General features: G+C 71.1%; 12 protein-coding genes. 7 read left to right on the top strand and 5 right to left on the bottom strand.

Annotated features, from left to right (window positions below; genetic code table 11):
• The first annotated feature begins 169 nt into the window (after window positions 1-169).
• Window positions 170-826 (top strand): GntR family transcriptional regulator, encoded by a 657-nt coding sequence (locus ACPYN5_RS15835; protein WP_424449894.1) that lies wholly within the window; start codon window positions 170-172, stop codon window positions 824-826.
• 24 nt (window positions 827-850) lie between these two features.
• Window positions 851-1,873: a 1-aminocyclopropane-1-carboxylate deaminase gene (locus ACPYN5_RS15830; RefSeq protein ID WP_424449893.1), complete on the top strand. Its 1,023-nt coding sequence runs from the start codon at window positions 851-853 to the stop codon at window positions 1,871-1,873.
• Between the two features lie 5 nt (window positions 1,874-1,878).
• Here the strand turns inward: ACPYN5_RS15830 and ACPYN5_RS15825 are convergent, their stop codons facing one another.
• On the bottom strand, window positions 1,879-3,003 hold the full coding sequence (locus tag ACPYN5_RS15825; protein ID WP_424449891.1) for a class I SAM-dependent methyltransferase: 1,125 nt from the start codon (window positions 3,001-3,003) through the stop codon (window positions 1,879-1,881).
• 68 nt (window positions 3,004-3,071) lie between these two features.
• Here ACPYN5_RS15825 and ACPYN5_RS15820 point away from each other — a divergent pair, with 68 nt between their 5' ends.
• Window positions 3,072-3,467: a DoxX family protein gene (locus ACPYN5_RS15820; protein ID WP_424449889.1), complete on the top strand. Its 396-nt coding sequence runs from the start codon at window positions 3,072-3,074 to the stop codon at window positions 3,465-3,467.
• Here the strand turns inward: ACPYN5_RS15820 and ACPYN5_RS15815 are convergent.
• Window positions 3,446-4,099, bottom strand: a complete 654-nt coding sequence (locus ACPYN5_RS15815; protein WP_424449888.1) for a response regulator — start codon at window positions 4,097-4,099, stop codon at window positions 3,446-3,448. The genes ACPYN5_RS15820 and ACPYN5_RS15815 overlap by 22 nt on opposite strands.
• Entirely contained in the window at window positions 4,096-5,799 is a 1,704-nt protein-coding gene (locus ACPYN5_RS15810) for a sensor histidine kinase (RefSeq protein WP_424449887.1), read from the bottom strand. Before ACPYN5_RS15810 ends, ACPYN5_RS15815 begins: the two co-directional genes overlap by 4 nt.
• A 152-nt stretch (window positions 5,800-5,951) precedes the next feature.
• Between ACPYN5_RS15810 and ACPYN5_RS15805 the strand changes: the two genes are divergently transcribed.
• Window positions 5,952-7,481 carry a CitMHS family transporter gene (locus ACPYN5_RS15805; RefSeq protein WP_424449886.1) on the top strand — a complete coding sequence of 510 codons (1,530 nt, stop codon included), beginning with the start codon at window positions 5,952-5,954 and terminating at the stop codon, window positions 7,479-7,481.
• A 64-nt stretch (window positions 7,482-7,545) separates the two neighbouring features.
• Here the strand turns inward: ACPYN5_RS15805 and ACPYN5_RS15800 are convergent, their stop codons facing one another.
• Window positions 7,546-8,559, bottom strand: coding sequence for a Gfo/Idh/MocA family protein (locus ACPYN5_RS15800; RefSeq protein ID WP_424449885.1), 1,014 nt, complete (start codon window positions 8,557-8,559; stop codon window positions 7,546-7,548).
• Window positions 8,560-8,624: 65 nt separating this feature from the next.
• On the opposite strand from ACPYN5_RS15800, the gene ACPYN5_RS15795 reads away from it, so the two are divergent.
• Complete coding sequence (locus ACPYN5_RS15795; protein WP_424449884.1) at window positions 8,625-9,956, top strand: M20/M25/M40 family metallo-hydrolase; 1,332 nt, start codon at window positions 8,625-8,627, stop codon at window positions 9,954-9,956.
• Here ACPYN5_RS15795 and ACPYN5_RS15790 read toward each other — a convergent pair.
• Window positions 9,949-10,473 carry a hypothetical protein gene (locus ACPYN5_RS15790; protein ID WP_424449883.1) on the bottom strand — a complete coding sequence of 175 codons (525 nt, stop codon included), beginning with the start codon at window positions 10,471-10,473 and terminating at the stop codon, window positions 9,949-9,951. The two genes, ACPYN5_RS15795 and ACPYN5_RS15790, sit on opposite strands and share 8 nt — an antisense overlap.
• Before the next feature lie 185 nt (window positions 10,474-10,658).
• Between ACPYN5_RS15790 and ACPYN5_RS15785 the strand changes: the two genes are divergently transcribed.
• The gene (locus tag ACPYN5_RS15785) at window positions 10,659-11,666 is read left to right on the top strand and encodes a LacI family DNA-binding transcriptional regulator (RefSeq protein ID WP_424449882.1); all 1,008 of its coding nucleotides are present in this window, start codon (window positions 10,659-10,661) and stop codon (window positions 11,664-11,666) included.
• A 157-nt stretch (window positions 11,667-11,823) separates the two neighbouring features.
• Window positions 11,824-12,116: class II aldolase/adducin family protein (locus ACPYN5_RS15780; protein WP_424449895.1), on the top strand; the 293-nt coding region annotated here is incomplete at its 3' end.

Here is a 12,116-nt window from a genome sequence, read left to right as displayed (position 1 = left end):
AGGGGGGACCCTGTGGGAGAGTAGGACACCGCCGGACTTCTTTCGTGAAAGGGCCACCCAACGCTGGGTGGCCCTTTTCCGTATGTGCGGGCAGGTCCCGGCGACGCGGTTCGCCCCCGCCCATGGCGTCGATTTGACTGTTCGGCTCGTATCGTGTGCAATATATTGCATGCCGCTCGCCCCCGTCGCTCGTCCTGCTTCGCTGCGAGACCACGCGTACACCGCTCTGCGTGACGCGATCGTGAGCGGCCGCCTCGAGCCGGGGGCTCGTTTGCGCGACAGCGAGCTGGAGGAGTGGCTGGGGGTGAGCCGCACGCCCATCCGGGAGGCGATCGCTCGGCTCGAGGTCGCCGGCCTGGTTCGCACCCGCCGTGCGAAGGCGACGGAGGTAGCACCGCTCGACGAGCGCGAGGCTCTCGCGGCCCAGCGGATCGCGGCCGCGCTTCACGAGCTGGCGGTCCGGGAGGCCGTGCCGCAGCTGACGGCATCCGACCTCGCGTCGATGCGCGCGGCCAACGAACGGTTCGATTCTGCCCTCGGCGCGGGAGACGTGGATGCGGCACTGGCCGCGGATGACGACTTCCATGAGGTTGCGGTCGCCGCGAGTGCGAACCCGCTCCTGGGCACCCTGCTCGAGCAGGTGACTCCGCTGCTGCGCCGCCTCGAGCGTGCGCGATTCTCGAGCCTTTCCGGACGGGACTCCGTTTCGGCCCATGCACGCATCACAGAGCTGTGCGCAGCGGGCGACGTCGAGGCGGCCGCCGCTGCGACGCGCGAGAACTGGCTGACGCTCGAGCGCCTGCTGACCCACCCCGATCCCGCCTGAGCTCCACCCACCCCAGGAGAACCGATGACCCTCGCCGACTTCCCGCGTCACCCCTTGACCTTCGGGCCGAGTCCCGTGCATCCCCTCGACCGCCTCTCCGCCCACCTGGGTGGAGCGCGGGTGTGGGCGAAGCGCGAGGACGTCTCCAGCGGCCTCGCGTACGGCGGCAACAAGGTGCGCAAGCTCGAGTACATCGTGCCGGACGCGCTTGCCCAGGGAGCGGACACGCTGGTATCGATCGGCGGCATCCAGTCCAACCACACCCGTCAGGTCGCAGCCGTCGCCGCGCACCTCGGCCTGAAGGCGGTCGTCGTGCAGGAGAACTGGGTCGACTGGCCGGATGCCGTGAACGACCGCGTCGGCAACATCCTGCTCTCGCGACTCATGGGCGCCGACGTCCGGTTGTCGCCGGCAGGTTTCGACATCGGCTTCCGCGACTCGTGGAAGGACGCGATCGCCGACGTGGAGGCGGCCGGCGGGAAGCCGTATGCGATTCCCGCGGGAGCGAGCGACCACCGCCTCGGCGGCCTCGGCTTCGCGAACTGGGCTCACGAGGTGCGGCAGCAGGAGGAGGAGTTGGGCGTCTTCTTCGACACGATCGTCGTCTGCACGGTGACCGGCTCGACGCACGCCGGCATGATCGCCGGCTTCGCCGATCTCGCCGCGAACTTCGGCGACCGGCCCCGCCGCGTGCTCGGCATCGACGCGTCGGCCACGATCGAGAAGACCCGTGACCAGGTCGAGCGCATCGCCCGCCGCACCGCGGAGCTGATCGGCGTCGGTCGCGAGCTGCGCGACGACGAGATCCAGGTTCTCGAGGGCTGGGCCGGTGAGAAGTACGGCATCCCGGTGGCGTCGACGGACGAGGCGATCTACCTCACCGGGCGGCTCGAGGGCGTCATCCTCGACCCGGTCTACGAGGGCAAATCGATGGCCGGCCTGATCGACCTCGTGTCGTCGCGCGACATCCCCGCGGACTCCAACGTGCTCTACGCGCACCTCGGGGGCCAGCAGGCGATTAACGCCTACAGCGGCCGCTACCACTGAGGGCGTCAGCGGCGGGTCGACACCGTGACCGTGAACTTGCGGTCGCGGGCGACCTGCCGTGTCGGCCCCACGAGGCGCTCGAGTTCCGGCCGGTAGCGCAGGGCGGAGTTCCAGACGCACCACAGCTCGCCCCCGGAGCGCAGCACGCGTGCCGCGTCCAGGAACAGGCGGGGCGCGATACGGTCGCTGATCGCCGGGCCCGAGTGAAACGGCGGGTTCAGGGCGATCAGAGATGCGCTGCCGTCGGCGCGCTGAGACAGCAGGTCGTCGCGGGCGACCGCGACGCGGTCCGCGACACCGTTGGCGAGCACGGTCGCCCGGGCCGAGGCGACGGCGGCGGCGGACTGATCCGATGCGTACACGTGGACGCCCGGGTGCCGGACCGCCCAGGCGGCTGCGACCACCCCGGTGCCGCACGCGAAGTCGATCCACGGGTCTGACGCTGTTCCGCCGGGTGCGTGCGCGGGCAGGTGGGCGAGGAGCAGCCGTGTGCCGATGTCGATGCGCGGTCCCGCGAACGCGCCGCCGAACGCCCGGGTCTCGAGCCCGTCGCTGTGACCCGGACGCGGCTGGGGAAGAGGCGCCGGCAGGGGGCCCCGCGCGATGAGCACGCGAGATTTGCCGTGCGCATGCGTGACGTCGAGGCGCGTGAAGAAGCGGCGCAGCACATCGTTCATGGCCGTCGTCATGTGCTTGATGCGTCCGCCGGCGAAGACGACGACGTCGGGGGATGCCGCAGCGGCGATCGTCGCCGCGATGTCGGCGAGAGCGTCGAGCGATCGAGGGAGCCGCAGCAGCACGACGCGCGCGCCGGCGACGAGATCCGTCTCCAGCGGATGCGAGACGAAGCGCGCGTCGGGCACGAGCCGCGCCGCGTTGGCCGCCAGGGCGATCTCGCCGCTCAGGGGATCCTGGTGGACCCGGATGCCGCTCGCGCCCTCGTTCGACGCGCCAAGGGTCAGTGCCCCGTACGCGTCGCCGATGACGACGATCTCGCCCGGACGTGCGTCCTCGCGCGCCTGCTCGGACTCGGCGAGGATGAGCCGATCCGCCGAGTCAGCGGCGACCAGTCCCGGCGCCTCGACGTCGGGCCACCTGCTCAGCTGGGAGAGATCGAGCGAGCCGGGCACCCGGTAAGCCTAGTCCGGCCCGCCCGCAAGACCTGGCCGGTCGGGCGTCCGGCGGCCAGACTGGTGACATGAGAACCGCGCTCCGCTGGCTGCTCGCCGGCGCTATGACCTTCGCCGGACTGAGTCACCTGTTCTGGGCGCGTCGCGACTTCCAGGCGCAGGTGCCCGACGTCGTCGTCGACAAGCTTCCGATCGATCGGGACGGCGTCGTGGTCGCCTCGGGCGCGGTCGAGGCGCTGTTCGGCCTCGCGCTCATCGCCCTCCCACGCGAGCGTTCCCGCATCGGATCGCTTCTGGCCGCGTTCTTCATCGCCGTCTTCCCGGGCAATCTCGACCAGTGGCGGAAGGGGCGGAGCGCCTTCGGCCTCGACACCGATCGGCGCCGATTCGTGCGGCTCTTCTTCCAGCCGGTGCTGGTGCTCTGGGCCTGGTGGTCGACGCGTCAGCCGCGCGACGCGGCGTAGCGGTGCTCGGGCCGTCCCGTCGACCCGTACCGCAGCCGCACCTCGACGACGCCGCGTGCGGCCATGGCCGCGAGGTGACGCTGGGCTGTCGCGCGTGAGATGCCGCACGCAGCGGCCACCTCGCCCGCCGAGGCCTCGTCCGCTCCGAGCGTCGCGAGGATCATCTGCTCGGTCGCCGACCGTGTTGCGGTCGCGGGCCCGCCATGCACGATCGACAGCGCGCGGTCGATGTCGTCCTGTTCCAGGTCGGGGGCGTCGAGGACGTTCCGGTAGCGGCTGTAGCGCTCGAGTCGCTCCCGCAGCGCTCGTGCCTCGAACGGCTTGATGAGGTAGCCGATCGCGCCGGCCCGTAGCGCCCGGCTGATCGTGCGGGCATCGGTCGCCGCGGACAGCACGATGGCGTCCACGTCGATGACGCGGACGAGGTCGACCCCCTCGCCGTCGGGCAGGTAGTTGTCGACGAGCACGAGATCGGGGCGGTGTTCGTCGATGGCAGTGCGCGCCGCCGCAAGTGAACGGGCGGGCGCCAGAGCGTGGAATCCGGGCACGGCGGCGACGGCGTCGCGGTGGAGACCCGCGACCCGGAAATCGTCGTCGACGACCAGTACGCGCAGCGGGGGAGCGGTGGTCATGAATCGGTCTCCTCGTCGGGTCGAGCGCTGGGCGTGCCGGCCGCGCCAGGTGGGCGAAGGACGCCGGGCAGGCGGGCGGCGAAGACGGCGCCCGTGGGCGCGGAGCCCGTGGGCGGATCCGCCGGGGACGGCGGGGATGCGGCGGCTGCCGGGCCGCCCGGGTCGATCAACCAGACGTCGCCCCCGAGACGACGAGCGAGTTCCCGCGAGAGCGGGAGGCCGATGCCTCGGCCGCGCACGCGATCGTCGCTCGGCCCCGCGGACGGTGCGAACACGTCTCGGCCCGCCGGCACCCCGGGACCGGAGTCGGCGACGGTGACGACGAGCGCGTCGCCGTCGCCGAAGAAGCCGACCTCGACGCGGCGGGGCTCGGCTCCGCGGCGCGCCGCGGCGACGGCGTTGTCGACGAGGTTGCCGACGACGGCTGCGGCATCCTCCACCCGGTGGAGCTCGCCGAGGACGAGCGTGTCTTCGCCCACCTCGATCGTGACGCCCTGCGCCGCCGCTTCGCCGGCTTTGGCGGCGAGCAGGGCCTGCAGGAAGGGATCGTCGACCCGCTCGATGTGCGCGATCGGCGTGGCGACGCTTCCGCGCTCGAGCAGGTCGTCGAGGAAGGCCCGGGCATCGTCGACGCGTTCGGCGTCGATCAGCCCCGCCGCGACGTGCAGCCGGTTCGAGAACTCGTGTCGCTGCACCCGCAGCGCGCCCGTCACCGTCTGCACCGACGAGAGCTGCTCGCCGAGCTCCGCCACGTCGGTGTCGTCTCGGACGATGACGACGTCGCCGAGCTCGCGGCCGCCGCGGCGCACGGGATGCACGTCGACCGTCAGCACGCGCGAACCCACGACGACGCGGTGAAGCGGCAGCCCCGCGGTAATCGCGGCGACGAGGTCGCGGGGCAGGGGAAGAGCGGTCAGGGGCTGTCCGACGGCGCCGTCGAGACGCAGCAGGCGCTCGGCGGCCTCGGAGGCGACGCGGACGATACCGTTCTCGTCGAGTGCGAGGACGCCGTCTCCGATGCCGTCGAGCACGGCGCTCTGCTGCTGCACGAGGGCCGTGAGCTCCTCGGGCTGGAGGCCCAGCGTCGTCTTCTCCCAGCGCCGACGCAGCACGGATCCCGCGGCGATCCCGACACCGAGCGCGATGAGGGCGGCGATCCCGATGGCGAGGAGCACGGCAGGCAGATCGTCCAGCACGCTTCCCTCTTCGAAGCCGACGCTCACCTCGCCTACCGGTTCGCCGCCGCTCGGCGGCAGGATCGGGACCTTCGCTCGCGCGGAACGCCCGAGCGTCCCGACCTCCCAGTCGACGACCTCGGCCCCCGCCAGCACGCGATCGAACGGGGTCGACACGGTCTCGCCCAGGCGGTCGGCGTTGGGGTGGGCGAGCCGGATGCCGTGATCGTCGGTGATCACGACGAAGAGCGCGTCGGTGCGGCCGGCGATCGCGGCGGCTGTCGCCTGGAGCGGCCCATCGACGAGGTCCGCGGCGGCGGGGGTGCCCGGGTCGTCGGACCAGCGCGCGACCGCCGCGCGAACGTCAGGGGTTGCCGCGACGGAGCGGGCGATGTTGAGGGCGTTCTTCTCTGCGGCGCTTCGGACCTGCGCGACCGCGATCACGGCGAACGCGCCGGTGCACACGAGCAGCACCGTCGCGACGACGGCCAGCTGCACGAGGAAGAGCCGCGTGGTGAACCGCATCCTCACCTCCCTGCTCGTGCGCAGAATGCGCAGAACAAACGCTACGCGCTCAAGTCACGGGAATGCGCCCAAGCGCGCGCATCCGTGTCGGCTCGACCTAGATTCATCCGATCGCGCCGCCGGCGCGCGCGTCCGCCGACGAAGGAGTCGACATGATCACCCCCGCCACCATCGTGGCCGCTGCGGCGGCCGACGAGGGCTACGACCTCGCCTTCATCCCGCCCGAGGGTGTGCTCGTCGCCCTCGGATTCACCATGGTGCTCACCTTCATGGCGCTCATCATGACCCGCAGGCTCACCCCTATGGTCGCCCTCATCATCGTGCCCACGGCCTTCGGACTGTTCGCGGGCGCGGGGCTCGGCCTCGGCGACATGATCATCGACGCCATCACGAGCATGGCGCCCACCGCGGCCCTGCTGATGTTCGCCATCATGTACTTCGGCATCATGATCGACGTCGGGCTCTTCGACCCGCTCATCCGCGTCATCACGCGGGTGCTGAAGGACGACCCGGCCAAGGTCGTGCTGGGCACCGCGGTGCTCGCCGCTGTCGTCTCGCTCGACGGCGACGGCTCGACGACCTTCATCATCACGACCTCGGCGATGCTTCCCATCTACCTGCGGCTCGGCATGAGCCCCGTCGTCCTCACGTGCGTCGCGGGCCTGATGAACGGCACCATGAACATCGTGCCCTGGGGCGGCCCGACGGTGCGCGCCGCGTCGGCGCTGGGACTCCAGCCCACGGACGTCTTCGTGCCCATGCTGCCCTCGCTCGCCGCCGGCATCGTCGTCTCCCTGACGTTCGCGTGGTTCCTCGGGCTCTCCGAGCGCCGCCGCCTCGCCGGAAGCGTCGACCTCTCCCGTCTCGGCGGCGGCGACGGCGTGCTCGGCGGTCCGAAGCTGTTCCGCGGCGCGGACCCCCGCCCCGGTGCCCTCGCGACGCTTCGCACCGGCAACGTCGTCACCGTGCGCGGACGCAAGCCCGTGCCGGCGGCCCAGTGGGTCGAGGAGCGCGACACCGCGATGGCCGACACGATGCTCGACCCGAACCGCGCCACCCTGCGCCCGCGACTGGTGTGGGTCAACCTCGTCCTCACCCTCGCCGTCATGGTGCTGCTGGTGCTGGATGTCTTCCCGCTGGCGTACGTCTTCATGGTGGGCGCGGCTCTCGCCCTCATCATCAACTTCCCGAAGCTGAAGCAGCAGGCCGACGAGATCGTCGCCCACGCCCCCTCGATCGTCGGGGTCGTGTCGATGGTGCTCGCCGCGGGCGTGCTCGTGGGCGTCCTGAACGGCACCGGCATGGTCGCCGCGATGGCCTCGTGGGTCACCGAGGTCATCCCCTCCCAGCTCGGACCGCACCTCGCGGTGATCACCGGCATCCTGTCGATCCCGTTCACGTTCTTCATGTCGAACGATGCCTTCTATTTCGGCATCCTGCCGATCCTCGCCGAGAGCGCCGCCACCTACGGCATCGAGCCGGTCGAGATGGCGCGCGCATCGATCACGGGGCAGCCCGTCCACCTGCAGAGCCCGCTCGTCCCCGCGATCCTGCTGCTCGTGTCGCTCGCCAACGTGAACCTCGGCGATCACCACAAGAAGGTCCTGTGGCGGGCTGTGATCGTCTCGCTCGTCATGCTCGCCGTCGCGGTGGTGCTGGGCGTCGTGCCCTTCGCAGCCTAGGCCGGCCGGCACGAGACGACGAGGGGCGGATGCCGTACCAGCATCCGCCCCTCGTGTGTACGCGTCAGCCTTCCTGCGGGTAGCGCACACCGATCTGAGCACGGATGTCGTCGAGCACGCCCATGATCCCGACGGTCTCGGCGATCGGGAGAACGTCGCCGTCGGTGCGACCCGCGGCGACGAGCGCCTCGGCCTCGAGTGCCTGGAACTGCATGCCGCGCCCCTCGATCTCGGAGCGGTACTCCTCGATGACGGTGCCATCGTGCGAGACGACCTGGAAGTCCGTCGCGGCGTACCAGACCCCCGAGATCTCGATGCGGGCCTCGTTGCCGACGATGTGGGCGGTGTTCGGTCCCGCACCCCGCGAGGACGACACGGTCGTCGAGACCGCACCCGAGGGGTGGGTCATGACGGTGGCGACCTCGGCGTCGGCCCCCGTCTCCTGCAGCCGGGCGACGGCGCGCACCTCGGTGGGGAGCCCCAGCAGGTCGCAGACGAAGGACACCGGGTAGATGCCGAGGTCGAGCAGGGCGCCACCGCCGAGCGCGAGGTCGTTGAGCCGGTGCGCGGGATCGTCGGAGATGCGCTGCGTGTGGTCGGCGAACACCGTGCGCACCTCGCCGAGGGTGCCGGCGGCGACGATCTCGCGCAGACGCACCATGTGCGGCAGGTAGCGGGTCCACATGGCCTCCATGACGAGGACCCCCGCACCGGCCGCGAGATCCTGGAGGGCGACGGCCTCGTCGCGGTTGAGGGTGAAGGGCTTCTCGACCAGGACGTGCTTCCCGTGCTGGATCGCGAGCGCGGCGGCGTCGCGGTGACCCGGATGCGGAGTGGCGACGTAGATGATGTCGACGTCGGGGTCGGCGGCGAGTTCCTCGTACGAGCCGTGCGCGCGAGGGATGCCGTACTCGCCGGCGAACCGCGCCGCGGACTCGTGGGTGCGCGACCCGACGGCGACGACCTCGCGGCCGGCCGTCCGCAGGTCGCGGGTGAAGGCGTGGGCGATTCCGCCCGTCGCCAGGATGCCCCATCGCAGGCCGGCGTGAGAGCTGTCGGACGTCGTCTGATTCGTCATAACGCGAGCCTAGTCAGCGCTTCGCCGAGCCGCGCGGCTGAGGCTCGCAGGCTTAGGCTCGCAGGGTGGACACCGCCGCCGTCGAACGCTTCCGGGAGCTCCTGCGCATCCCCACCGTCTCGCGCTCCGATCCGGCCGAAGCAGACCAGGCGGCGTTCACCCGCTTCCGTGCGACCCTGCAGCGTTCCTACCCGCGCCTGCACGAGGAGCTCGAGTACGAGCTGGTGGGGGAGCACGCGATGCTCTACCGCTGGCCCGGCGCTGCCGCGGAGGCCCCTCTCGTGCTGATGGCACACTACGACGTGGTCCCCGTCGTCGATGCGGAGTGGACGCACCCGCCCTTCGACGCCGTGCTCACCGGCGAGGGAGAGGAGGCGACGATCCACGCGCGCGGCGCGATCGACGACAAGGGATCGCTCGTCGCCATCTTTGAGGCCGTCGAAGGCCTCGTCGCCGAGGGATGGCGCCCCGCTCGAGACGTCTATCTCGCGTTCGGGCACGACGAGGAGGTGGCGGGCACGGGCGCTCCCGCGATCGTCGGGGTGCTGCGGGCCCGCGGCATCCGACCCGGGCTCGTGCTCGACGAGGGCGGTGCCGTGGTCTCGGGCGCCGTGCCGGGTGTCGACGTCGAGACCGCGATGATCGGCGTCGCCGAACGCGGGGTGATGACGCTCGGTCTCATCGCTCGCGAAGCCGGGGGCCACGCCTCCACGCCGCCGCCGCTGCCGGCGACAGCGCGGCTGGCCCGGGCGATCGACCGGCTGCATCGGCGCCCCGCCCCCGTGCGTCTGGTGCCGCCGGTGCGTGCGATGTTCCGCACGCTCGCTCCCCACGCCCGCGAGCCTTTCCGCTCCCTCTTCGCGAACATCGCCGTCACGGGCGGGCTGCTCGTCCGCGCGCTGCCGAGGTTCGGCGCGGAGACCAACGCGCTCGTGCGCACGACCGCGGTCGTCACGGAGCTCCACGGGGCCGAGGGCGAGAACGTCCTCGCCACGACGGCGCGGGCTTCGGTCAACATCCGGCTGCTGACGGGCGACACCGTGGCCGCCGCGACGGAACGCGTCCGGCGCGCGATCGCCGACCCGGAGGTCGAGATCGAGGTTCGACACGGCTCCGATCCCTCACCCGTATCGCCGTGGCGGGGCGAGGGCTGGCGGCGGATCGCCGCCGCTGTCGCTTCCGCGCTCGGCGATGAGGTCGTCTCGACGCCGTACCTGCAGTTGGGTGCGAGCGACAGTCGATGGTTCACCGCGATCAGCGAGAGCGTCTACCGTTTCGCGCCCTTCCGGCTCACGGCATCGGAGCGCGAAGCCCTCCACGCGCATGACGAACGCATCCGCGTGGACGTCTGGCTGCGAGGCATCGACTTCTACCGCGACCTGCTCCGGCTCAGCTGACGGGTCTGCGGTCGGGCAGGGTGCGGCGAGGCGGCGTGTCCGAAACCCCCGTGAGGAAGGCGACGATCTCATCGGCGCTCGCCGAGATCTCCGGACCCCGCCCGAAGGTCCAGCCGGCGTCGCTCGCGCGAACGGTATGGCCCCCGATCGCCGCACGCCGATCGAAGGGCGCGGTGGCCGACGAAGCCAGCGCCACGGCGCCCGCCGCGTCGAAGGGCAGCGGGGCGCGCTCGCCCGGCAGCGTCAGGTAGGCGCGGCAGACGGCGGTGAGTTCGCGGATGCTTCGGCGTCGTCCCGTCGCGAGGGTGTCGGCGAGCTCCGACAGTGAGCCGCCGCCGTCCTCGCTGCTGAGACCGGCCTCGCGTACGAAGGCATCTCGGCGGTCATGGGGCGCGTCCTGAAGAACAGCCGCCGCGAGCGCGAGGACGGCCGCGATCTGGCTCCGCCGGTCGGACGACGCCGTGGCGTCGTTCGCTGGCCGATGGCTCAACGGCAGGAAACGCGCGAGGTCGGACATGCGGTCAGCATACGTCCGGGTCCGGAAGATCGGGCGGCTGTGCACGAGTGTGACGCGCATCCTCAGTGTCACATCGGCATCCGGTCGCGGTGTGACTGTCACATCGACCCGACGGCGCCATAGCGAGCTGACGGTGCATAATGGGCTCGAGCCGATGTGACCGTGCGCATCGGGCCGGAGGAAGCATGAGCGAAGACGCTGCGGGCCGTCGCCCGAGCATTCGCGACGTCGCGCGTCTGGCCGGGGTCTCGCATCAGACGGTCTCCCGAGTGCTGAACAACCACTCCAGCATCCGCCCCGAGACCAAAGAGCGCGTCCTCGCCGTCATGGCGGAGCTCGACTACAGCCCGAACCGCGCCGCCCGCGCCCTCGTGACGAGTCGGTCGCGCACGATCGGGGTGCTCACATCTCAGGCGACCCAGTACGGTCCGGCCTCCTCCATCGCCGCCATCGAAGCGGCGGCCCGCGAGCGGGGTTACTGGGTCTCGACGGCCAACGTCGATGCGCGGGACCCGAGTTCGATCCAGGCGGGGCTCGCGCACCTGGTCGCCCAGGCGGTCGAAGGACTCGTCGTCATCGCGCCGCAGGTGCGGGTGTTCCGAGCCTTGGCGGCGCAACCCATCGGCATCCCCTACGTCACCCTGCAGTCGACGGAAGTCGATCCGGGGCACGCCCTGTCGGTCGACCAGATCGCGGGTGCACGCTTGGCGACACGGCACCTCATCGAGCTCGGACACCGGTCGATCTACCACATCGCGGGTCCGCAGGACTGGATCGAGGCGGAGGCGCGGATGCGCGGCTTCCTCGAGGAGATGAGCGATTCCGACATCCCGACCACCGCGCCCGTGCTCGGCGACTGGACGGCGGAATTCGGCTACTACGCCGGCCGTGAGCTCCTGCGCGTGCGCGACTTCACCGCGATCTTCTCCTCGAACGATCAGATGGCCCTGGGGCTCCTGCACGCCATCCGCGACGAAGGTCTGGACTGTCCGCGCGACATCAGCATCGTCGGTTTCGACGACATCCCCGAGGCGGCGCACTTCTGGCCACCGCTCTCGACCGTGCGACAGGACTTCGCCGACCTCGGTCGTCGCTGCGTCGATCTCCTGCTCGGCCAGGGCTCCGGGGAGGTCGAACTGGACGTGCTCGTGCCCGAGCTCGTCGTGCGATCCTCGACCGGTCCGCGTCGCTGAGCCGTCGTTACCGATCCGAGACACGCCGGGAGTTGACACCGGGGTTCGGCCCCTGGCTATAGTGTCGCAATGTGAACGGTCACATCGACCGTCACACGATCGAGGCCCGCCGACGGCGGCTGGGCGAAGGAGCACTCGAGTGGCACGCAACGCAGCGATCAGCAGCGAGTACGTCGACGGCGTCAAGGCCGAAGTCGCGGTGGCGCGGGTTCGGGCCGAGGTGGCGTCGTTGCACGCTGAGTTGGTGCGTTACGGGCTGGTGGTGTGGACCGGGGGGAACGTGTCGGGGCGTGTTCCGGGGGCTGATCTGTTCGTGATCAAGCCGTCGGGGGTGTCGTATGACGAGTTGGCTCCGGAGAACATGATCGTGTGCGATCTGGATGGCAATGTGGTGCCGGGTACGCCGGGTGCTGATCGGGCTCCGTCCAGTGATACGGCGGCTCATGCGTA

Source organism: Microbacterium arborescens (assembly GCF_049707515.1).
In the GTDB taxonomy this organism is placed as follows: domain Bacteria; phylum Actinomycetota; class Actinomycetes; order Actinomycetales; family Microbacteriaceae; genus Microbacterium; species Microbacterium arborescens_B.
This window is presented reverse-complemented; position numbering and strand designations above follow the sequence as displayed.

Excerpts from the sequence above, each read along its gene's own strand:
- ACPYN5_RS15835 (WP_424449894.1), top strand. The coding sequence starts at position 170 with ATGCCGCTCGCCCCCGTCGCTCGTCCTGCTTCGCTGCGAGACCACGCG.
- ACPYN5_RS15830 (WP_424449893.1), top strand. The coding sequence starts at position 851 with ATGACCCTCGCCGACTTCCCGCGTCACCCCTTGACCTTCGGGCCGAGT.
- ACPYN5_RS15820 (WP_424449889.1), top strand. The coding sequence starts at position 3,072 with ATGAGAACCGCGCTCCGCTGGCTGCTCGCCGGCGCTATGACCTTCGCC.
- ACPYN5_RS15815 (WP_424449888.1), bottom strand. The coding sequence starts at position 4,099 with ATGACCACCGCTCCCCCGCTGCGCGTACTGGTCGTCGACGACGATTTC.
- ACPYN5_RS15810 (WP_424449887.1), bottom strand. The coding sequence starts at position 5,799 with ATGCGGTTCACCACGCGGCTCTTCCTCGTGCAGCTGGCCGTCGTCGCG.
- ACPYN5_RS15805 (WP_424449886.1), top strand. The coding sequence starts at position 5,952 with ATGATCACCCCCGCCACCATCGTGGCCGCTGCGGCGGCCGACGAGGGC.
- ACPYN5_RS15800 (WP_424449885.1), bottom strand. The coding sequence starts at position 8,559 with ATGACGAATCAGACGACGTCCGACAGCTCTCACGCCGGCCTGCGATGG.
- ACPYN5_RS15790 (WP_424449883.1), bottom strand. The coding sequence starts at position 10,473 with ATGTCCGACCTCGCGCGTTTCCTGCCGTTGAGCCATCGGCCAGCGAAC.
- ACPYN5_RS15785 (WP_424449882.1), top strand. The coding sequence starts at position 10,659 with ATGAGCGAAGACGCTGCGGGCCGTCGCCCGAGCATTCGCGACGTCGCG.